Origin of the sequence: Streptomyces megasporus (genome assembly GCF_000718985.1) — a bacterium.
GTDB lineage: Bacteria > Actinomycetota > Actinomycetes > Streptomycetales > Streptomycetaceae > Streptomyces > Streptomyces megasporus.
Genome location: NZ_JODL01000029.1, coordinates 76,986 through 97,417, shown reverse-complemented (window position 1 = coordinate 97,417; position 20,432 = coordinate 76,986). Strand labels below are relative to the sequence as shown.

General features: G+C 68.8%; 17 protein-coding genes and 3 tRNA genes. 18 read left to right on the top strand and 2 right to left on the bottom strand.

Annotated elements, in window-relative coordinates; translation table 11 throughout:
* Positions 1–42: 42 nt before the first annotated feature.
* The 6 genes from IF47_RS0122075 to IF47_RS0122050 all read left to right on the top strand — a co-directional run bounded on the left by IF47_RS0122075 (position 43) and on the right by IF47_RS0122050 (position 2,706).
* Positions 43–115 (top strand) — tRNA-Thr (locus IF47_RS0122075).
* 46 nt (positions 116–161) lie between these two features.
* Positions 162–234, top strand: a tRNA-Met gene (locus IF47_RS0122070).
* Between the two features lie 87 nt (positions 235–321).
* Positions 322–486 carry a 50S ribosomal protein L33 gene (gene rpmG / locus IF47_RS0122065; protein ID WP_003948671.1) on the top strand — a complete coding sequence of 55 codons (165 nt, stop codon included), beginning with the start codon at positions 322–324 and terminating at the stop codon, positions 484–486.
* 179 nt (positions 487–665) lie between these two features.
* Positions 666–1,139 carry a MaoC family dehydratase N-terminal domain-containing protein gene (locus IF47_RS0122060; protein WP_031510656.1) on the top strand — a complete coding sequence of 158 codons (474 nt, stop codon included), beginning with the start codon at positions 666–668 and terminating at the stop codon, positions 1,137–1,139.
* Positions 1,140–1,146: 7 nt separating this feature from the next.
* Entirely contained in the window at positions 1,147–1,581 is a 435-nt protein-coding gene (locus IF47_RS0122055; protein ID WP_031510655.1) for a MaoC family dehydratase, read from the top strand.
* Positions 1,582–1,650: 69 nt separating this feature from the next.
* A complete protein-coding gene (locus tag IF47_RS0122050) occupies positions 1,651–2,706 on the top strand; it encodes a UDP-N-acetylmuramate dehydrogenase (protein WP_031510654.1) in 1,056 nt (351 codons plus the stop codon).
* Positions 2,707–2,752: 46 nt separating this feature from the next.
* Here IF47_RS0122050 and IF47_RS0122045 read toward each other — a convergent pair whose 3' ends face one another.
* Together IF47_RS0122045 and IF47_RS0122040 are read right to left on the bottom strand one after the other, a co-directional pair.
* Positions 2,753–3,838, bottom strand: a complete 1,086-nt coding sequence (locus IF47_RS0122045; RefSeq protein WP_051718061.1) for an adenosine deaminase — start codon at positions 3,836–3,838, stop codon at positions 2,753–2,755.
* Between the two features lie 149 nt (positions 3,839–3,987).
* Positions 3,988–5,214 carry a pyridoxal phosphate-dependent aminotransferase gene (locus IF47_RS0122040; protein WP_031510651.1) on the bottom strand — a complete coding sequence of 409 codons (1,227 nt, stop codon included), beginning with the start codon at positions 5,212–5,214 and terminating at the stop codon, positions 3,988–3,990.
* Between the two features lie 294 nt (positions 5,215–5,508).
* Here IF47_RS0122040 and IF47_RS0122035 point away from each other — a divergent pair.
* From IF47_RS0122035 to rpsL, 12 genes are all read left to right on the top strand, one after another.
* A tRNA-Trp gene (locus IF47_RS0122035) sits at positions 5,509–5,581 on the top strand.
* A gap of 111 nt (positions 5,582–5,692) precedes the next feature.
* Entirely contained in the window at positions 5,693–5,974 is a 282-nt protein-coding gene (gene secE, locus IF47_RS0122030) for a preprotein translocase subunit SecE (protein ID WP_031510650.1), read from the top strand.
* A gap of 74 nt (positions 5,975–6,048) precedes the next feature.
* Entirely contained in the window at positions 6,049–6,852 is an 804-nt protein-coding gene (gene nusG / locus IF47_RS0122025) for a transcription termination/antitermination protein NusG (RefSeq protein ID WP_031510649.1), read from the top strand.
* 174 nt (positions 6,853–7,026) lie between these two features.
* Positions 7,027–7,458, top strand: a complete 432-nt coding sequence (gene rplK / locus IF47_RS0122020; protein ID WP_031510648.1) for a 50S ribosomal protein L11 — start codon at positions 7,027–7,029, stop codon at positions 7,456–7,458.
* A gap of 202 nt (positions 7,459–7,660) precedes the next feature.
* Positions 7,661–8,380, top strand: a complete 720-nt coding sequence (rplA, locus tag IF47_RS0122015; protein ID WP_031510647.1) for a 50S ribosomal protein L1 — start codon at positions 7,661–7,663, stop codon at positions 8,378–8,380.
* A 143-nt stretch (positions 8,381–8,523) separates the two neighbouring features.
* Complete coding sequence (locus IF47_RS0122010; RefSeq protein WP_031510646.1) at positions 8,524–9,450, top strand: SCO4651 family lipoprotein; 927 nt, start codon at positions 8,524–8,526, stop codon at positions 9,448–9,450.
* A gap of 347 nt (positions 9,451–9,797) precedes the next feature.
* A complete protein-coding gene (gene rplJ / locus IF47_RS0122005) occupies positions 9,798–10,349 on the top strand; it encodes a 50S ribosomal protein L10 (protein WP_031510645.1) in 552 nt (183 codons plus the stop codon).
* Positions 10,350–10,439: 90 nt separating this feature from the next.
* A complete protein-coding gene (gene rplL, locus IF47_RS0122000; protein WP_031510644.1) occupies positions 10,440–10,832 on the top strand; it encodes a 50S ribosomal protein L7/L12 in 393 nt (130 codons plus the stop codon).
* Between the two features lie 490 nt (positions 10,833–11,322).
* Positions 11,323–14,808 carry a DNA-directed RNA polymerase subunit beta gene (rpoB, locus tag IF47_RS0121995; protein WP_031510643.1) on the top strand — a complete coding sequence of 1,162 codons (3,486 nt, stop codon included), beginning with the start codon at positions 11,323–11,325 and terminating at the stop codon, positions 14,806–14,808.
* 139 nt (positions 14,809–14,947) lie between these two features.
* Complete coding sequence (locus tag IF47_RS0121990) at positions 14,948–18,847, top strand: DNA-directed RNA polymerase subunit beta' (RefSeq protein ID WP_031510642.1); 3,900 nt, start codon at positions 14,948–14,950, stop codon at positions 18,845–18,847.
* 253 nt (positions 18,848–19,100) lie between these two features.
* A complete protein-coding gene (locus IF47_RS0121985) occupies positions 19,101–19,583 on the top strand; it encodes a DUF1707 and DUF4190 domain-containing protein (RefSeq protein ID WP_031510641.1) in 483 nt (160 codons plus the stop codon).
* A gap of 476 nt (positions 19,584–20,059) precedes the next feature.
* Complete coding sequence (gene rpsL, locus IF47_RS0121980) at positions 20,060–20,431, top strand: 30S ribosomal protein S12 (protein WP_003948652.1); 372 nt, start codon at positions 20,060–20,062, stop codon at positions 20,429–20,431.
* Position 20,432: the final 1 nt, after the last annotated feature.

Genomic DNA, 20,432 nt, shown 5'->3' with positions numbered 1-20,432 from the left:
TTTCACGTTCGGCGCTCCGACCGTGTAATGTCTTCATCGCTCGCCCCAATAGCTCAGTCGGCAGAGCGTCTCCATGGTAAGGAGAAGGTCTACGGTTCGATTCCGTATTGGGGCTCTGATGTGAGAGGTCCCCCGTCCCGAACGGGGGGCACCCGCATCGCGGCGGTGTAGCTCAGTCGGTAGAGCAAACGGCTCATAATCGTTGTGTCACCGGTTCGAGTCCGGTCACCGCTACCTCAACCAGTAGCCGATTGCGGGGTCGGTCCTCCGGTCGGCTACTATTCCTGCGTTAAACCGTCTCGTCCGTCAAGGAGCACTCACGTGGCTGCCACCGACGTCCGCCCGAAGATCACGCTGGCCTGCGTGGAGTGCAAGGAGCGGAACTACATCACCAAGAAGAACCGGCGGAACAACCCGGACCGTCTTGAGATGAAGAAGCACTGCCCGCGTTGCAACGCGCACACCGCGCACCGCGAGACGCGATAAGTCGCGACGGCAGGGCCGCCGCGCTCACACAGACGTCAGCACGAGGCCGTCCCCGTTGCGGGGGCGGCCTCGTTGTGTCACCGGGGTCGCACCACCGGGGTCGCGTCACCGGGCGCGCGGCGGGCGGGAACGCGCCACCAGAAGCTGTCCACCAGCAAGCCGTATGGAGGTACCGGGCCATGGCGCTCGACCAGTCCTTCGTGGGGCGGAGCTATCCACCCACCGCGCCGTACGAGGTCGGCCGGGAGAAGATCCGCGAGTTCGCCGAGGCCATCGGGGACACCCACCCCGCGTACACGGACCCAAAGGCGGCCGAGGAACTCGGCCACCCCGACGTGATCGCACCGCCCACCTTCGTCTTCGCCATCACCTTCAAGGCGGCCGGAGCGGTCGTCGAGGACCCCCGACTGGGGCTGGACTACAGCCGGGTGGTGCACGGCGACCAGCGGTTCGCCTACACGCGGCCGGTGCGCGCCGGGGACCGGCTCACGGTGACCTCCACGATCGAGTCGATCAAGTCGCTCGCCGGGAACGACGTCCTGGACGTCCGCGGCGAGGTCCACGACGAGAACGGCGAGCACGTGGTGACCGCCTGGACCAAGCTGGTGGCCCGCGCCCCGGAGGACGAGCCGGCACCGGAACAGGGGGAGTGACGCGGATATGGCAGCGAAGATCGCGTACGCGGACGTCGAGGTCGGCACCGAACTCCCCGCGCGGAGCTTCCCCGTGACCCGCGCCACACTCGTGCGGTACGCGGGCGCCTCCGGGGACTTCAACCCGATCCACTGGAACGAGCGGTTCGCGCGCGAGGTCGGTCTCCCCGACGTCATCGCGCACGGCATGTTCACCATGGCCGAGGCCGCCCGCGTGGTCACCGACTGGGTCGGCGACCCGGGCGCGCTGGTGGAGTACGGCGTGCGCTTCACCAAGCCCGTCGTCGTCCCCGACGACGACAAGGGCGCCACCATCGAGGTCGCCGGGAAGGTCGCCGCCAAGCTGGACGACGAGGAGCGCACCGTCCGGGTGGACCTCGTCGTGACGAGCGCCGGCCGGAAGGTGCTGGGCATGTCCCGCGCGGTGGTCCGGCTCGCCTGAGTCCGGCCCCGCGGCGCCACGGGAGCGGCCGTGCCCTCCGGGCGCGGTCGCTCTCGTAGTCTTGGGCCCGTGCAGGAACTCCACGACGCCCCCCTCGCCCCGCTGACCACCTTCCGGCTGGGCGGCCCGGCGAGACGTCTGATCACGGCTCACACCGACGAGGAAGTGGTCGAGGCGGTCCGGGCCGCGGACGCCGACGGCACACCGCTGTTGGTCGTCGGCGGCGGCAGCAACCTCGTCATCGCGGACGAGGGCTTCGACGGCACCGCCCTGCGCGTCGCCACCACCGGCTTCCGCCTGGAGGGCACTCGGCTGGAACTGGCCGCGGGCGAGAACTGGTCCGACGCCGTGGCCCGCACGGTCGAGGCGGGGCTGGCGGGCATCGAGTGCATGGCCGGAATCCCCGGCTCCGCGGGCGCCACGCCCATCCAGAACGTCGGCGCCTACGGCCAGGAGGTCTCCGCCACGATCACCGAGGTCGTCGCCTACGACCGCCGCGCGGGCGAAACCGTCACCATCCCCGCCGCCGAGTGCGGCTTCTCCTACCGGCACAGCCGCTTCAAGGCCGACCCCACCCGCTTCGTCGTCCTGCGGGTCCGGTTCGAACTGGAGGACGCGGACGGGCTCTCGGCCCCCATCCGCTACGCCGAGACCGCCCGCGCGCTGGGCGTGGAGGTGGGCGAGCGGGTGCCCGCGGCCAGGGCCCGCGAGACCGTCCTCAAACTGCGCGCCGGCAAGGGCATGGTGCTCGACCCGGAGGACCACGACACCTGGTCAGCCGGCTCCTTCTTCACCAACCCCGTCCTCACCGAGGCCGAACACGCCGTCTTCCTCGCCCGCGTCGCGGAGCGGCTGGGCCCGGACGTCGTCCCGCCCGCCTACCCGGCCGGGGACGGGCTGGTGAAGACCTCCGCCGCGTGGCTGATCGACAAGGCGGGCTTCACCAAGGGGTACGGCGACGGACCGGCCCGGATCTCCACCAAGCACACCCTCGCCCTGACCAACCGGGGGACGGCCACCACCGCCGACCTGCTCGCCCTGGCCCGAGAGGTCCGCGACGGCGTGCACGCGGCCTTCGGCGTGCGGCTGGTCAACGAGCCGGTGACCGTCGGCTGCTCCCTCTGAGCCCGCCTCCCGTCCCCGGCCGTCTCCCGGCCGGGGACGGGAGGACTCAGCGGCGCGTCGGCTCCGCGGGTTCCACGGAGTCTGCGGGCGCCGTGGGTCCGGCGGGCTCCGCGGGGGACGCCAGCCAGGCGTCGATGTCCGCCAGGATCTCCTTGCGGACCCCCTCCGGCGCGCTCGATCCGCGCACCGACTGCCGGGCCAGTTCCGTCAGTTCCGCGTCCGTGAAGCCGTGGTACCGGCGGGCGATCTCGTACTGCGCGGCCAGCCGGGAGCCGAACAGCAGCGGGTCGTCGGCGCCCAGCGCCATCGGCACGCCCGCCTCGAACAGCGTCCGCAGCGGCACGTCCTCGTGCTTGTCGTAGACGCCCAGGGCCACGTTGGACGCCGGGCACACCTCGCAGGTCACCTGCTCGTCGGCCAACCGCCGCAGCAGTCGCGGGTCCTCGGCGGCCCGCACCCCGTGCCCGACGCGGCTCGCGCGGAGGTCGTCCAGACAGTCGGCGACGCTGGCCGGCCCGGCCAGTTCGCCGCCGTGCGGGGCGGACAGCAGACCGCCCCTGCGGGCGATGGCGAAGGCCCGGTCGAAGTCGCGGGCGAAGCCGCGCCGTTCGTCGTTGGAGAGCCCGAAACCGACGACTCCGCGGTCGACGTAGCGCACCGCCAGCCGGGCCAGCGTGCGGGCGTCCAGCGGGTGCTTCACGCGGTTCGCGGCGACCAGCACCCGCATTCCGAGTCCGGTCTCCCGGCTCGCGGTCTCCACCGCGTCCAGGATGATCTCCAGCGCCGGGATCAGTCCGCCCAGCCGCGGCGCGTACGAGGTGGGGTCGACCTGGATCTCCAGCCACCGCGACCCGTCCCGCACGTCCTCCTCGGCCGCCTCGCGGACCAGCCGCCGGATGTCCTCCGGCGAGCGCAGGCAGGAGCGCGCGATGTCGTACAGCCGCTGGAAGCGGAACCAGCCCCGTTCGTCCGTGGCCCGCAGTCTCGGCGGTCGGCCGCCGCGCAGGGCCTCCGGGAGGTGGACGCCGTACTTGTCGGCGAGCTCCAGCAGGGTGCCGGGCCGCATCGATCCGGTGAAGTGCAGGTGCAGGTGGGCTTTCGGCAGCTTGCGGACGTCGCGAACACTCTCCATCCAGGGATTTTGCCGCACGGCGCGACACACCCGGAAGTCACGGGCCACGATCGGGGACCGGTTCGAACGCGCGAGCGGGCCTCCCGGAGCGTGTTCCGGGAGGCCCGCTCGTCGGGCGTGTCGGGGGGCCGGCGGGGCGCCGGAGCGCCTTACGCCAGCAGCTTCTGAATGCGGGAGACGCCCTCGACCAGGTCCTCGTCACCCAGCGCGTAGGACAGCCGCAGGTAGCCCTGGGTGCCGAACGCCTCACCGGGGACGACCGCGACCTCGGCCTCCTCCAGGATCACCTCGGCCAGCTCCACGCTCGTGGCCGGACGCCTGCCGCGGATCTCCCGGCCGAGCACGCCCTTGACCGACGGGTACGCGTAGAAGGCGCCCTCCGGCTCGGGGCAGGTGACGCCCTCGATCTCGTTCAGCATCCGCACGATCGTCCGGCGGCGGCGGTCGAACGCCTCGCGCATCTCCGCCACGGCCTCCAGACCGCCGGAGACGGCGGCCAGCGCGGCGGCCTGCGCCACGTTGGAGACGTTGGAGGTGGCGTGCGACTGGAGGTTGGTGGCGGCCTTCACCACGTCCTTGGGGCCGACGATCCAGCCCACGCGCCAGCCGGTCATGGCGTACGTCTTGGCCACGCCGTTGACCACGACGCACTTGTCGGCCAGCTCCGGGACGAGGGCCGGCAGGGAGGAGAACTCCGCGTCGCCGTAGACCAGGTGCTCGTAGATCTCGTCGGTGAGCACCCACAGGCCGTGCTCGGCGGCCCAGCGGCCGATCTCCTCGGCCTGGGCGCGGGAGTGGACGGCGCCGGTCGGGTTGGAGGGGGAGACGAACAGCAGCACCTTGGTGCGCTCGGTGCGGGCCGCCTCCAACTGTTCCACGGAGACGCGGTAGCCGCTGGTCTCGTCGGCGACCACGGGCACCGGGACGCCGCCCGCGAGCTTGATCGACTCCGGGTAGGTGGTCCAGTACGGCGTGGGGACGATGACCTCGTCGCCCGGGTCGAGGATCGCGGCGAAGGCCTCGTAGATGGCCTGCTTGCCGCCGTTGGTGACCAGCACCTGGGAGGCGTCGACCGCGTAGCCGGAGTCGCGCAGCGTCTTCGCGGCGATGGCCTCCTTCAGCTCGGGGAGCCCACCGGCCGGGGTGTAGCGGTGGAAGCGCGGGTTCCGGCAGGCCTCCACCGCGGCCTCGACGATGTAGTCGGGCGTCGGGAAGTCGGGCTCGCCCGCGCCGAAGCCGATGACCGGTCGCCCGGCGGCCTTGAGGGCCTTGGCCTTGGCGTCGACGGCGAGCGTGGCGGACTCGGAGATCGAGCCGATCCGGGCCGAGACCCGGCGCTCGGTGGGGGACTGGTTGGGAGGAGTTGCTGCGGTCATAGGGGCATCGTCGCAGACCGGGGACCGCCCGGGCACGTGAACGGCGCACGGGTCCGGCGCGGAACGGAACCGGAGCGGAGCCCGGAGGGAACTGGAACGGGAGCCCGGAGGGAACCGCGGGAGGGAGCCCGGGGGGACGGGGAGGAGCCGGGAGGTTCGGGACGATCCGGGGTTACGTGTTCGACGGAGGCGCGTGAAGCACGTACACTCACGGTCGTTGGTTCCGGCCGATCATCCGGTGAACCGCGTACTCCGCGGGACCGTTCGGATGCTGTAGGTTGGGGGGCGACACAAAGGGTCGTAGCTCAATTGGTAGAGCACCGGTCTCCAAAACCGGCGGTTGGGGGTTCGAGTCCCTCCGGCCCTGCTACACGCATCTGGACAGGTGCGTGCACGTGTACGTACTGGACGCACCGCCGTACGGCCGGGCCGGACGCGGCACGGCACGCGGCCAGGACCCGGATGCAGGTGAGGACAAGTGGCGGAGATCACGGACTCCATCGAGGTCCCCGAGCCCGGGCGGTCGCAGGACGACAAGAAGCCCCGGCGCGGTGGCAAGCGTGCGAAGAAGGGCCCTCTGGGCCGTCTCGCGCTGTTCTACCGGCAGATCGTCGCGGAGCTGCGCAAGGTCGTCTGGCCCACGAAGCGTCAGTTGTCGACGTACACGACCGTGGTGATCATCTTCGTCGTCATCGTCATCGGCCTGGTGACCATGATTGACTGGGGATTCACGAAGGCCGTCACGTACGTCTTCGGCTGATCCGCCCGCGGAGGGAGCCTCCCGGGCACCTTTCCGCATGTTCGACCCCTTGAAGCCAGGAAGAAGCAGCCACCGTGTCTGACCCGAACCTGAACGACGCCGTCGATCCCGCAGAGGGCGATGACACCGCGCCCGACGTCGTCGAGGCGGCGGACAGCGTCGACCAGGCCGAAGCTGCCGACACCGCCGAGGGCACCCCCCTGACCGAGCAGGCCGGGGAAGACGCCGAGTCCGTCGACGAGACGGAGGCGGCGGAGGAGGAGCCGGTCGACCCGGTCGCGGCCCTCCGCGAGGAGCTGAGCAGCCTCCCCGGCGAGTGGTACGTCATCCACACCTACGCGGGCTACGAGAAGCGCGTGAAGGCCAACCTGGAGCAGCGCGCCGTCTCGCTGAACGTCGAGGACTACATCTACCAGGCCGAGGTGCCCGAGGAAGAGATCGTCCAGATCAAGAACGGCGAGCGCAAGAACGTCCGTCAGAACAAGCTCCCGGGCTACGTCCTGGTGCGCATGGACCTGACGGACGAGTCGTGGGGCGTCGTCCGGCACACCCCGGGCGTCACCGGCTTCGTGGGCAACGCCTACGACCCGTACCCGCTGACGCTGGACGAGGTCGTCAAGATGCTCGCCCCCGAGGTCGAGGAGAAGGCCGCCGCAGGGGGCGCCGAGGGTGGTGCCGCACCCAGCCGCAAGGTCGAGGTCCAGGTGCTGGACTTCGAGGTCGGCGACTCGGTCACCGTCACCGACGGCCCGTTCGCGACGCTCCAGGCGACGATCAACGAGATCAACCCCGACTCGAAGAAGGTCAAGGGCCTCGTCGAGATCTTCGGTCGCGAGACGCCGGTCGAGCTGAGCTTCGACCAGATCCAGAAGAACTGATCGGGGTTCTTCGACCCAACGCTTCCGGCCAGGTCAGGACCGTCCTCGGACGGCCCTGACCTGGCCGGTTTCCGACCGCGCCACGGTACGGGCTATCGTTGTGCGGTATGCCTCCGTGCGGTGTTTTCGGCCCGCCGGGGGATTCACCACCTCTCACTAGGACCCGGAGAGAACATGCCTCCCAAGAAGAAGGTCACGGGGCTGATCAAGCTCCAGATCCAGGCCGGTGCCGCGAACCCGGCCCCGCCGGTCGGCCCCGCGCTGGGTCAGCACGGCGTCAACATCATGGAGTTCTGCAAGGCCTACAACGCCGCGACCGAGTCGCAGCGCGGTTGGGTCATCCCGGTGGAGATCACGGTCTACGAGGACCGCTCCTTCACCTTCGTCACCAAGACCCCGCCGGCCGCCAAGATGATCCTCAAGGCCGCGGGCGTCGAGAAGGGCTCCGGCGAGCCGCACACCAAGAAGATCGCGAAGATCACCCGCGAGCAGGTGCGTGAGATCGCCACCACCAAGATGCCCGACCTCAACGCCAACGACCTCGACGCCGCGGAGAAGATCATCGTCGGCACCGCCCGTTCCATGGGCGTCACCATCGAGGGCTGATCCACCCGCTTCGCGGTACTTCCGCGGAGCGTGTTCGGGCCCCGTTCCACGGGAGACCCCGTGAGACGAGCGGGCCGAAGGGCGTTTCGGCATCGGGCCGAGGCTCCCGGAGGCCGACCGAGCACCGAGCAAAGAGAGTGGCAGGGTCAGGCGCTGGCCCCCTGGACCACGACTCCTCGTACCGAAGACAACTGGAGCAGAAGTGAAGCGCAGCAAGGCTCTCCGCACCGCGGACGCCAAGGTCGACCGTACGCGGCTGTACGCCCCGCTGGAGGCCGTACGTCTCGCCAAGGAGACCTCTCCGACCAAGTTCGACGCGACCGTCGAGGTCGCCATGCGCCTGGGTGTCGACCCGCGCAAGGCCGACCAGATGGTGCGCGGCACCGTGAACCTCCCGCACGGCACCGGTAAGACCGCCCGGGTCCTGGTCTTCGCGACCGGCGACCGTGCCGCGGCCGCGGAAGCCGCGGGCGCCGACATCGTCGGCTCCGACGAACTGATCGAGGAGGTCGCGGGCGGACGCCTGGACTTCGACGCCGTCGTCGCCACCCCGGACCTGATGGGCAAGGTCGGTCGCCTGGGCCGTGTGCTCGGTCCCCGTGGCCTGATGCCGAACCCGAAGACCGGCACCGTCACCCCGGACGTCGCCAAGGCCGTCACCGACATCAAGGGCGGCAAGATCGAGTTCCGCGTGGACAAGCACGCGAACCTCCACTTCATCATCGGCAAGGTCTCCTTCAGCGAGCAGCAGTTGGTGGAGAACTACTCGGCGGCGCTGGACGAGATCCTGCGGCTGAAGCCGTCCGCGGCCAAGGGCCGGTACATCAGGAAGGCCGTCCTCACCACCACGATGGGCCCCGGCATCCCGGTCGACCCCAACCGCACCCGCAACCTCCTGGCGGAGGAGGAGGTCGCCGCCTGATCCGGCGCGTCCCCAGGGCAACGGCCGAGCCCCGCTTCCGATGTGGAGCGGGGCTCGGCCCTTCGCGTACCGCGGGCGTGGGGCTCGATAGGCTGGGACGGTCTCGATCACGCAGCGGAACATCGCGACAACACGGGGGGATCATGCGTCTGGTGCGCAAGGCCGTGCTCGGAGTCACCGTCCTGGCCCTGGCGGCGCTCTCGGGGTGTGGGGCCGGTGGGGAGAGAGCCGACGCGGCCGACGAGGGGCAGGAGCGCGCGCAGCGGCCCGCGGCGGTCGTCCAGGCCCTGCGGACGGTCGCCAGGAAGACCGAGGAGGCCAAGTCCGTCCGGGTCGAGCAGACCATCTCGGTGGACGCCGAGGACGGTTTCGAGGCGAAGGTGTCCGGTGTGATGAGCTGGGACCCGGTCGCCATGGACCTGACCACGATCGGCACGTCGGCGGACCCGCAGGGGAGGGGCCCGGTCGAGATCCGCACGGTCCTGGTCGACAACGTGGTGTACGTGAACCTCGGCGAGGAGGCCGCGCGGGAGTTCGGCGGCAAGCCCTGGCTGAAGGTGGACGTGGAGAAGGCCGCGGGAGAGGCGGGCGACCCCCAACTGCTCGACAGGCTGCTGGGCGGCGGGCAGAGCACGCAGCAGCAGAACCCGCACCAGCGGATGGGGTTGCTGTTGGAGTCCTCCGATGTCGAGCGGGTGGGCCGACAGACGCTCGACGGCGTCGTCACCGAGCACTACAGCGGCGTGCTCACCGTGACGGAGTCCCTGGAGCGCAACCCCGCGTCGGACCACCTCACCGCCGAAGAGCGCGAGGAGTTGCTGGGCAAGCTGGCGGAGGCGGGCATCGAGGGCCTCGAAATCGACATCTGGGTCGACGAGCGGAACTACCCCGTGCGGATCGACACGAGGATGAGCATGCCCGGAGTCGGGGCCGAGTTCACCGTCTCCGAGCGGTACAGCGACTACGGCACCCCGGTCTCCGTCACGGCGCCGCCGGCGGACCGGACGGCCGACATGATGGAGTTGGAGGCGGGCCCGGACGGGGCGGCCCCGGAGCCCGACGGGGTCTGAATCGCTCGCCCGGAGGGACGCGCCACCCGATTTGCCTGACGCGACGGCGTTCCCGTACTCTTCCACGGAAGCCAAAGACCGCTGGTCGTTGCCGTGTCTCCACACATCCGTACGGATCTCGGAGCACGGTGGCCGAAGGATCCGCTTGGAGCGGGCGACCTGCGCAGGTGACTGTGGAGAGTTCTCGACCGTGTGATGTGGTCGAGTCACGCCCCGTGCCCTGCGCCGGGGCGTTTCGTTTTGCGCAAGCCCCCTTCCTCGTGCGCCCGACGTGGGCGGTCCGGCGTCATGACCGGCCGAGAGGTCCGGTCGAGGATCGCATCACCCGGAAAGGAGGGCCGAGGCTCATGGCTAGTCCCGACAAGGTCGCGACTGTCGCGGAGATCAAGCAGGAGTTCGAGAACTCCACCGCCGCTGTTGTGACCGCGTACACCGGTCTCAGCGTCGCGCAGCTCAAGGACCTGCGCCGTTCTCTCGGAGAGAACGCTCAGTACCGAGTGGCCAAGAACACGCTGACCAAGATCGCGGCCAACGAGGCCGGGGTCACCGAGCTCGACGAGCTCTTCATCGGCTCGACCGCTGTCGCGTTCGTGACCGGTGACCCGGTCGAGGCGGCGAAGAGTCTCCGTGACTTCGCCAAGGACAACCCTCAGCTCGTCATCAAGGGCGGTGTCCTTGAGGGCAAGGCGCTGTCCGCGGACGACATCAAGAAGCTCGCGGACCTCGAGTCCCGCGAGGTGCTGCTCGCCAAGCTGGCCGGTGGCATGAAGGCGTCCATGGCGAAGGCCGCGGCGACCTTCCAGGCCCCGCTCTCGAAGTTCATCCGCACCGCGGACGCGCTTCGCAGCAAGGTCGAGCAGGGCGGTGCCGGTACGCCGGCTCCCGCCGAGGCCGAGTGACCCGACGGCGCACTCGGTCGCAGCGGGCCACCGTACGCCCGCCGACATGTACAACCCGGCACCAGCCGACTTAGTGGAAGGACCGCCATCATGGCGAAGCTCAGCCAGGAAGAGCTGCTCGCGCAGTTCGAGGAGATGACCCTCATCGAGCTCTCCGAGTTCGTGAAGGCCTTCGAGGAGAAGTTCGACGTCGAGGCCGCCGCCCCGGTCGCCGTCGCCGCCGCGGGCCCGGCCCAGGGTGGTGGCGAGGGCGCCGCCCAGGCCGAGGAGAAGACCGAGTTCGACGTCATCCTCGCCGGTGCCGGCGACAAGAAGATCCAGGTCATCAAGGTCGTGCGCGAGCTGACCTCCCTGGGCCTGAAGGAGGCCAAGGACCTGGTCGACGGTGCTCCGAAGCCCGTCCTGGAGAAGGTCAACAAGGAGGCCGCGGACAAGGCCAAGGAGGCCCTGGAGGGCGCCGGCGCCTCCGTCGAGGTCAAGTGACCTCGAACGCCTCACGGTGACTTCTGTCACTTTCGGAGTCCGTCGACTCCACTCCCACCGAGGGCGATCACCCATACGGGTGGTCGCCCTCGGTCGTTTCCGCGACGGTCGTCTTGCCTGACGAAGCATGGCAGGTAAGGTGATCATCGCTGTTCGGCCCAGCGCTTCCCGGCGGTCTCGGGGAGTGGGGGCCTTGACGAACCGCACGTAGCGCGCAATTCTCAGGACGCGTCGTCACGACGATCCTCGATCCGAGGCATGGATCGTCGACGAAGTGGGAAACCTTGCGGCAGGTGCTGAACAACACGGAGGGGCTCGCCCCTCTCGGAGGGAGAGATTGGTACCACGTGCCGGTCTCCGGATTCCGTATTGGACATCAGTGGGCCTTGTGGCTACACTGACCCTTTGCGCTGCCTATTAACTGCCCCCTGCCCGTCACCAGGGGCACGGTATGCGCGTAGTGAGTCCGAGCCCTCGGAAGGACCCCCTCTTGGCCGCCTCGCGCAACGCCTCGACTGCCTATTCGAACAACGGCGCCAGCACCGCCCCGCTGCGCATCTCCTTCGCGAAGATCAGGGAGCCCCTCGAGGTTCCGAACCTCCTCGCGCTGCAGACCGAGAGTTTTGACTGGCTGCTCGGCAACGACGCCTGGAAGGCTCGCGTCGAGGCCGCGCTGGCCCGCGGTGAGGATGTCCCCACCAAGTCCGGTCTGGAGGAGATCTTCGAGGAGATCTCCCCGATCGAGGACTTCTCCGGGTCGATGTCGCTCACCTTCCGCGACCACCGCTTCGAGCCGCCGAAGAACTCGATCGACGAGTGCAAGGAGCGCGACTTCACCTACGCCGCGCCGCTGTTCGTCACCGCCGAGTTCACCAACAACGAGACCGGTGAGATCAAGTCCCAGACGGTCTTCATGGGCGACTTCCCGCTCATGACCAACAAGGGCACCTTCGTCATCAACGGCACCGAGCGTGTCGTCGTCTCGCAGTTGGTGCGCTCGCCGGGCGTGTACTTCGACAGCAGCATCGACAAGACGTCCGACAAGGACATCTTCTCCGCCAAGGTCATCCCCTCGCGGGGCGCCTGGCTGGAGATGGAGATCGACAAGCGCGACATGGTCGGTGTCCGCATCGACCGCAAGCGCAAGCAGTCCGTCACCGTTCTCCTCAAGGCCCTGGGCTGGACCAACGACCAGATCCTGGAGGAGTTCGGCCAGTACGAGTCCATGCGCGCCACCCTGGAGAAGGACCACACCCAGGGTCAGGACGACGCGCTGCTCGACATCTACCGCAAGCTGCGTCCGGGCGAGCCGCCGACGCGCGAGGCCGCGCAGACGCTGCTGGAGAACCTGTACTTCAACCCCAAGCGGTACGACCTGGCCAAGGTCGGCCGTTACAAGATCAACCGGAAGCTGGGCAGCGACCAGCCGCTGGACGCCGGTGTCCTGACCGTCGAGGACGTCATCGCGACGATCAAGTACCTGGTGAAGCTGCACGCCGGCGAGATGGAGATGGTCGGCGACAACGGTCAGACGATCGTCGTCGAGACCGATGACATCGACCACTTCGGCAACCGGCGCATCCGCAGCGTCGGCGAGCTGATCCAGAACCAGGTCCGTACGGGTCTCGCCCGTATGGAGCGGGTCGTGCGCGAGCGCATGACCACCCAGGACGTCGAGGCGATCACGCCGCAGACCCTGATCAACATCCGGCCGGTCGTCGCCTCCATCAAGGAGTTCTTCGGCACCAGCCAGCTCTCCCAGTTCATGGACCAGACGAACCCGCTGTCGGGGCTGACGCACAAGCGTCGTCTCAACGCCCTCGGCCCGGGTGGTCTCTCCCGTGAGCGGGCCGGCTTCGAGGTCCGCGACGTGCACCCGTCGCACTACGGCCGCATGTGCCCGATCGAGACGCCGGAAGGCCCGAACATCGGTCTGATCGGCTCGCTGGCCTCCTACGGCCGGGTCAACGCGTTCGGCTTCATCGAGACTCCGTACCGCAAGGTCGTCGACAGCCAGGTCACCGACGAGGTGCACTACCTGACCGCCGACGAGGAGGACCGCTACGTCATCGCGCAGGCGAACGCCCCGCTGGCGGACGACATGCGGTTCGCCGAGGGTCGTGTGCTGGTCCGCCGCCGCGGCGGCGAGGTCGACTACGTCCCCGGCGACGAGGTCGACTACATGGACGTCTCGCCGCGCCAGATGGTGTCGGTCGCGACGGCCATGATCCCCTTCCTGGAGCACGACGACGCCAACCGCGCGCTCATGGGCTCGAACATGATGCGCCAGGCCGTCCCGCTGATCCGGGCCGAGGCCCCGCTGGTCGGCACCGGCATGGAGTACCGCTCCGCGGTCGACGCCGGTGACGTCATCAAGGCCGAGAAGGACGGCGTGGTCCAGGAGGTCTCCGCCGACTACGTCACGGTGGCCAACGACGACGGCACGTACACCACGTACCGGGTCGCCAAGTTCTTCCGCTCCAACCAGGGCACCTCCTTCAACCAGAAGGTGATCGTGAACGAGGGTGACCGCGTGGTCACCGGCCAGGTCCTCGCCGACGGCCCCTCGACCGACCAGGGCGAGATGGCGCTCGGCAAGAACCTGCTCGTGGCGTTCATGCCGTGGGAGGGCCACAACTACGAGGACGCGATCATCCTGTCGCAGCGCCTCGTCCAGGACGACGTCCTCTCCTCGATCCACATCGAGGAGCACGAGGTCGACGCCCGCGACACGAAGCTCGGCCCCGAGGAGATCACCCGGGACATCCCGAACGTCTCCGAGGAGGTCCTGGCGGACCTCGATGAGCGCGGCATCATCCGCATCGGCGCCGAGGTCGAGGCCGGCGACATCCTGGTCGGCAAGGTCACCCCGAAGGGTGAGACCGAGCTGACCCCGGAGGAGCGGCTGCTGCGCGCGATCTTCGGTGAGAAGGCCCGCGAGGTCCGCGACACCTCGCTGAAGGTGCCGCACGGCGAGACGGGCAAGGTCATCGGCGTCCGCGTCTTCGACCGCGAGGAGGGCGACGAGCTGCCTCCGGGCGTCAACCAGCTCGTCCGCGTCTACGTGGCCCAGAAGCGCAAGATCACCGACGGTGACAAGCTCGCCGGCCGCCACGGCAACAAGGGCGTCATCTCCAAGATCCTGCCGATCGAGGACATGCCGTTCATGGAGGACGGCACCCCGGTCGACGTCATCCTCAACCCGCTCGGCGTCCCGTCCCGGATGAACCCGGGTCAGGTCCTCGAGATCCACCTGGGCTGGCTCGCCTCCCAGGGCTGGAAGATCGAGGGGATCGAGGAGGAGTGGCAGAAGCGCCTGGCCGCGATCGGCGCCGACGAGGTCGCCCCGCGCACCAACGTCGCCACCCCGGTGTTCGACGGTGCCCGCGAGGACGAGATCGCCGGTCTCTTCGACGCCACCCTGCCGAACCGCGACGGGGACCGCCTGGTGCTCCCCTCCGGCAAGGCCCGGCTCTTCGACGGCCGCTCCGGCGAGCCGTTCCCGGAGCCGATCTCGGTCGGCTACATGTACATCCTGAAGCTGCACCACCTGGTCGACGACAAGCTGCACGCCCGCTCGACCGGTCCGTACTCGATGATCACCCAGCAGCCGCTGGGTGGTAAGGCCCAGTTCGGTGGCCAGCGCTTCGGCGAGATGGAGGTGTGGGCGCTGGAGGCCTACGGCGCCGCGTACGCCCTCCAGGAGCTGCTGACGATCAAGTCCGACGACGTCACCGGCCGCGTGAAGGTCTACGAGGCCATCGTCAAGGGCGAGAACATCCCCGAGCCGGGCATCCCCGAGTCCTTCAAGGTGCTCATCAAGGAGATGCAGTCCCTGTGCCTCAACGTGGAGGTGCTGTCCAGCGACGGTATGTCCATCGAGATGCGTGACACCGACGAGGACGTCTTCCGCGCCGCGGAAGAGCTCGGTATCGACCTGTCCCGGCGCGAGCCGAGCAGCGTCGAAGAGGTCTGACGGGCCGGCCGGGGCGCCGCACCCCTCCCCGGAGGGAGGGCGGGCGGTTCCCCGGCCCCCCAGGGACCCCGTTCAGACCATGACAGAGCCCCTTGCCTCGCTGGTACGAGGGGCACAACCCTGAGAGGGATTGACGAGAGTGCTCGACGTCAACTTCTTCGACGAGCTGCGAATTGGCCTGGCCACCGCCGACGACATCCGTCAGTGGTCGCATGGCGAGGTCAAGAAGCCGGAGACCATCAACTACCGCACCCTCAAGCCGGAAAAGGACGGACTCTTCTGCGAGAAGATCTTCGGCCCCACCCGGGACTGGGAGTGCTACTGCGGCAAGTACAAGCGCGTCCGCTTCAAGGGCATCATCTGTGAGCGCTGCGGTGTCGAGGTGACCCGCGCCAAGGTGCGCCGTGAGCGGATGGGCCACATCGAACTGGCCGCCCCCGTCACCCACATCTGGTACTTCAAGGGCGTTCCCTCCCGCCTGGGCTACCTCCTCGACCTCGCCCCGAAGGACCTGGAGAAGGTCATCTACTTCGCCGCCTACATGATCACGTGGGTGGACGAGGAGCGCCGTCAGCGCGACCTGCCGTCGCTGGAGGCCCACGTCTCCGTGGAGCGCCAGCAGATCGAGCAGCGCCGCGACGCCGACCTGGAGGCCCGCGCCAAGAAGCTCGAGTCGGACCTGGCCGAGCTGGAGGCCGAGGGCGCCAAGGCCGACGCCCGCCGCAAGGTGCGCGAGGGCGCCGAGCGCGAGATGAAGCAGATCCGCGACCGCGCCCAGCGCGAGATCGACCGCCTCGACGAGGTGTGGAACCGCTTCAAGAACCTCAAGGTCCAGGACCTGGAGGGCGACGAGCTGCTCTACCGTGAGCTGCGCGACCGCTTCGGGACGTACTTCGACGGTTCGATGGGTGCCGCGGCGCTGCAGAAGCGCCTGGAGACCTTCGACCTGGAGGAGGAGGCCGAGCGGCTCCGCGAGATCATCCGTACGGGCAAGGGCCAGAAGAAGACCCGTGCGCTCAAGCGCCTCAAGGTCGTCTCCGCCTTCCTGAACACCCGCAACAGCCCCAAGGGCATGGTGCTGGACTGCGTGCCGGTCATCCCGCCGGACCTGCGCCCGATGGTGCAGCTCGACGGTGGCCGCTTCGCGACCAGTGACCTGAACGACCTGTACCGCCGCGTCATCAACCGCAACAACCGCCTCAAGAGGCTTCTCGACCTCGGCGCGCCCGAGATCATCGTGAACAACGAGAAGCGGATGCTGCAGGAGGCCGTCGACGCGCTGTTCGACAACGGCCGCCGCGGCCGGCCGGTGACGGGTCCGGGCAACCGCCCGCTGAAGTCGCTGTCCGACATGCTCAAGGGCAAGCAGGGCCGCTTCCGTCAGAACCTGCTGGGCAAGCGCGTCGACTACTCGGCCCGTTCCGTGATCGTCGTCGGCCCGCAGCTCAAGCTGCACCAGTGCGGTCTGCCCAAGGCGATGGCGCTGGAGCTCTTCAAGCCGTTCGTGATGAAGCGCCTGGTGGACCTCAACCACGCGCAGAACATCAAGTCGGCCAAGCGCATGGTCGAGCGCGGTCGCACGGTCGTGTACGACGTGCTGGAAGAGGTCATCGCCGAGCACCCGGTGCTGCTCAACCGCGCGCCGACCCTGCACCGTCTGGGCATCCAGGCCTTCGAGCCGCAACTGGTCGAGGGCAAGGCCATCCAGATCCACCCGCTCGTGTGCACCGCGTTCAACGCGGACTTCGACGGTGACCAGATGGCCGTGCACCTGCCGCTGTCCGCGGAGGCGCAGGCCGAGGCCCGCATCCTGATGCTGTCCTCGAACAACATCCTCAAGCCGGCCGACGGCCGTCCGGTCACCATGCCGACCCAGGACATGGTGCTGGGCCTGTTCTTCCTCACCACCGACGAGGTGGAGGGCGACCTCTCGGGCGAGGGGCGGTACTTCAACTCGGTCGCCGAGGCGATCATGGCGTTCGACGCCAAGGAGCTGTCGCTCCAGGCGAAGATCGACATCCGCTTCCCCGTCGGCTCGGTCCCGCCCCGCGGCTGGACCCCGCCGGCTCCCGAGGAGGGCGAGCCCGAGTGGCAGCCCGGCGACCCCTTCCGGCTGCGGACGACCCTGGGCCGCGCGCTCTTCAACGAGCTGCTGCCCGAGGACTACCCGTTCGTCGACTACACCGTGGGCAAGAAGCAGCTCTCCGGGATCGTCAACGACCTCGCCGAGCGCTACCCCAAGGTCGTCGTCGCGGCGGCGCTGGACAACCTCAAGTCGGCCGGTTTCCACTGGGCGACCCGGTCCGGTGTCACCATCGCGATCTCCGACGTCGTGGTCCCCGCGGCCAAGAAGGAGATCCTGGCGCGGTACGAGGCCCAGGACGAGAAGGTCCAGAAGCAGTACGAGCGCGGTCTGATCACGAAGGACGAGCGGTCCCAGGAGCTCATCGCGATCTGGACCAAGGCGACCAACGAGGTCGCCGAGGCCATGTCGGAGAACTTCCCGAAGACCAACCCGATCTTCATGATGGTCGACTCGGGCGCGCGCGGAAACATGATGCAGATGCGCCAGATCGCCGGTATGCGCGGTCTGGTGTCCAACGCCAAGAACGAGACCATCCCGCGGCCGATCAAGGCGTCGTTCCGCGAGGGTCTGTCCGTGCTGGAGTACTTCATCTCCACGCACGGCGCCCGTAAGGGTCTGGCGGACACCGCGCTGCGCACCGCCGACTCGGGTTACCTGACCCGTCGTCTGGTGGACGTCTCGCAGGACGTGATCATCCGCGAGGAGGACTGCGGCACCGACCGCGGCCTGCGTCTGGTGATCGCGAGCAAGGGCACCGACGGTGTCCTCCGCAAGGAGGAGAACGTCGAGACCAGCGTGTACGCCCGCTGCCTCGCCGAGGACGTCGTCGTCGACGGCAAGGTGCTGGCCCCGGCCGGCACCGACCTGGGCGACGTGCTCATCGAGGAGCTCATCCAGCACGGCGTGGAGACGGTCAAGACCCGCTCGGTCCTCACCTGCGAGTCCGCTGTCGGCACCTGCGCCATGTGCTACGGCCGCTCGCTGGCGACCGGCAAGCTGGTGGACATCGGCGAGGCCGTCGGCATCATCGCCGCCCAGTCCATCGGTGAGCCCGGCACCCAGTTGACGATGCGCACCTTCCACACCGGTGGTGTGGCCGGTGACGACATCACGCAGGGTCTGCCGCGTGTCGTCGAGCTGTTCGAGGCCCGTACGCCCAAGGGCGTCGCCCCGATCTCGGAGGCGGCGGGCCGCGTCCGGATCGAGGAGACGGAGAAGACCAAGAAGATCGTCGTCACCCCGGACGACGGCTCCGACGAGACCTCCTACGGCGTCTCCAAGCGCGCCCGTCTGCTGGTCTCCGAGGGCGACCACGTCGAGGTCGGCCAGCCGCTGACCGTCGGTGCCACCAACCCGCACGACGTGCTGCGCATCCTCGGCCAGCGCGCGGTCCAGGTGCACCTGGTGGGCGAGGTCCAGAAGGTCTACAACTCGCAGGGTGTGTCGATCCACGACAAGCACATCGAGATCATCATTCGGCAGATGCTGCGCCGTGTGACGATCATCGAGTCCGGCGACGCCGAGCTGCTGCCCGGTGAGCTGGTGGAGCGTTCGAAGTTCGAGGCCGAGAACCGCCGCGTCGTGGCGGAGGGCGGCCAGCCGGCTTCCGGACGTCCGCAGCTCATGGGTATCACCAAGGCCTCGCTGGCCACCGAGTCGTGGCTGTCGGCGGCGTCCTTCCAGGAGACGACCAGGGTCCTGACCGACGCGGCGATCAACGCCAAGTCGGACTCCCTGATCGGTCTCAAGGAGAACGTCATCATCGGTAAGCTCATCCCGGCCGGTACGGGTCTGTCCCGCTACCGCAACATCCGGGTCGAGCCGACCGAGGAGGCCAAGGCGGCGATGTACTCGGCCGTCGGTTACGACGACATCGACTACTCGCCCTTCGGCACCGGCTCCGGCCAGGCGGTTCCGCTGGAGGACTACGACTACGGCCCGTACAACGGCTGAGGCCGGCCGTACGGTCCTGTGACGCCCGCGGGGCGGTCCCCTTTCCGGGGGACCGCCCCGCGGTGTCGTCACCGCCCGGAACTCCCCAAGCCGGGCGAGCGTCATGGATGATGAGGGGAAGCGCGGAAGCGGGGAGGTGAAGCCGGTGTCGTACCAGCCGTGGGACGGTCGCGGGCTGCCGGGACAGATCGGCCCGGGAGCGAGACCGCCGCAGGTGCCACAGGCGCCGAACCAGATGCCGCAGATGCCGATGATGCGGGCGTCCCACGCGGACCGTGAGCGCACGATCGACGTGCTGAAGGCCGGCTTCGTCGAGGGGCGGTTGGGCAAGGCCGAGTACGAACAGCGGCTCACCCGCGCCCAGCAGGCGCAGACGTACGGGGAACTGCACGCGCTCATCGCCGATCTGCCGCAGGGGCCGATGGCGGTGCCCGCGCCCGCGCCGCAGCAGTACCCGCAGCCGCAGCACTACCAGCCGGCGGTGCCGCGCACCTTCCTCCCTCCCCCTCCGCAGACGAACAACTCCGCCGTCGCGGCCATGATCTGCGGGGTGCTCACTCCCTTCTACGGAATCACCGCCATCCCCGCGGTGATCCTCGGGCACAAGGCGCGCGCGGAGATCCGGCGGAGCGGCGAGAAGGGCGACGGCCTGGCCATGGCCGGGTTGACTCTCGGGTGGTTGGCGATCGGACTCGGCATCATGCTGGTGCTGGTGGTGGCCGTGGCCACGGTTTAGCCCGCGGTCGGCGGGAAGGAAACCCGTAAGAGACCGGAAAGAGGCGCCGGAGAAAGAGACCGGAGAGAGATCGGGAAGGCCGGAAGAAGCCCGGGAAAGGGCCTGTGGCAGCATTCCGGGAACCTCGGTGATCTCCGGGACACGCGGCCCGTGGAAGGGCCGTGAGCGAGCCGTGGAAGCGGTAGAGGCGCCCTTCCCCTCCCGCTCCGGTCCCACTACGGTGGCATGGGCATTTGTTTTGACCGGAGCCGATGCGGTAGGTACGCTCTGACCTTGTGCCTGGGGTATCCCCTGCGCTCCCGTACGCGCCAAGACGCACTGGGAAGTGAGGACGGGGACACCGAAATCTGCATGCTTCTCACCCAGAGGGCCCCGTGCTGACGGGAGTGTGCAGCCTTCGACACGCCCGACCGCGTGGGTCGGCGAGTGGCCCGGGTTAGTTGTACCGAGACTGGCACACAGAAACCGGAGAAACGGTGCCTACGATCCAGCAGTTGGTCCGCAAGGGCCGGCAGGACAAGGTCGAGAAGAACAAGACGCCCGCACTCGAGGGTTCCCCCCAGCGCCGCGGTGTCTGCACACGCGTCTTCACCACCACCCCCAAGAAGCCGAACTCGGCCCTGCGTAAGGTCGCGCGTGTGCGTCTGACCAGTGGCATCGAGGTCACCGCTTACATTCCGGGTGAAGGCCACAACCTGCAGGAGCACTCCATCGTGCTCGTGCGTGGTGGCCGTGTGAAGGACCTGCCGGGTGTTCGCTACAAGATCATCCGCGGCTCCCTCGACACCCAGGGCGTCAAGAACCGCAAGCAGGCTCGCAGCCGCTACGGCGCCAAGAAGGAGAAGTAAG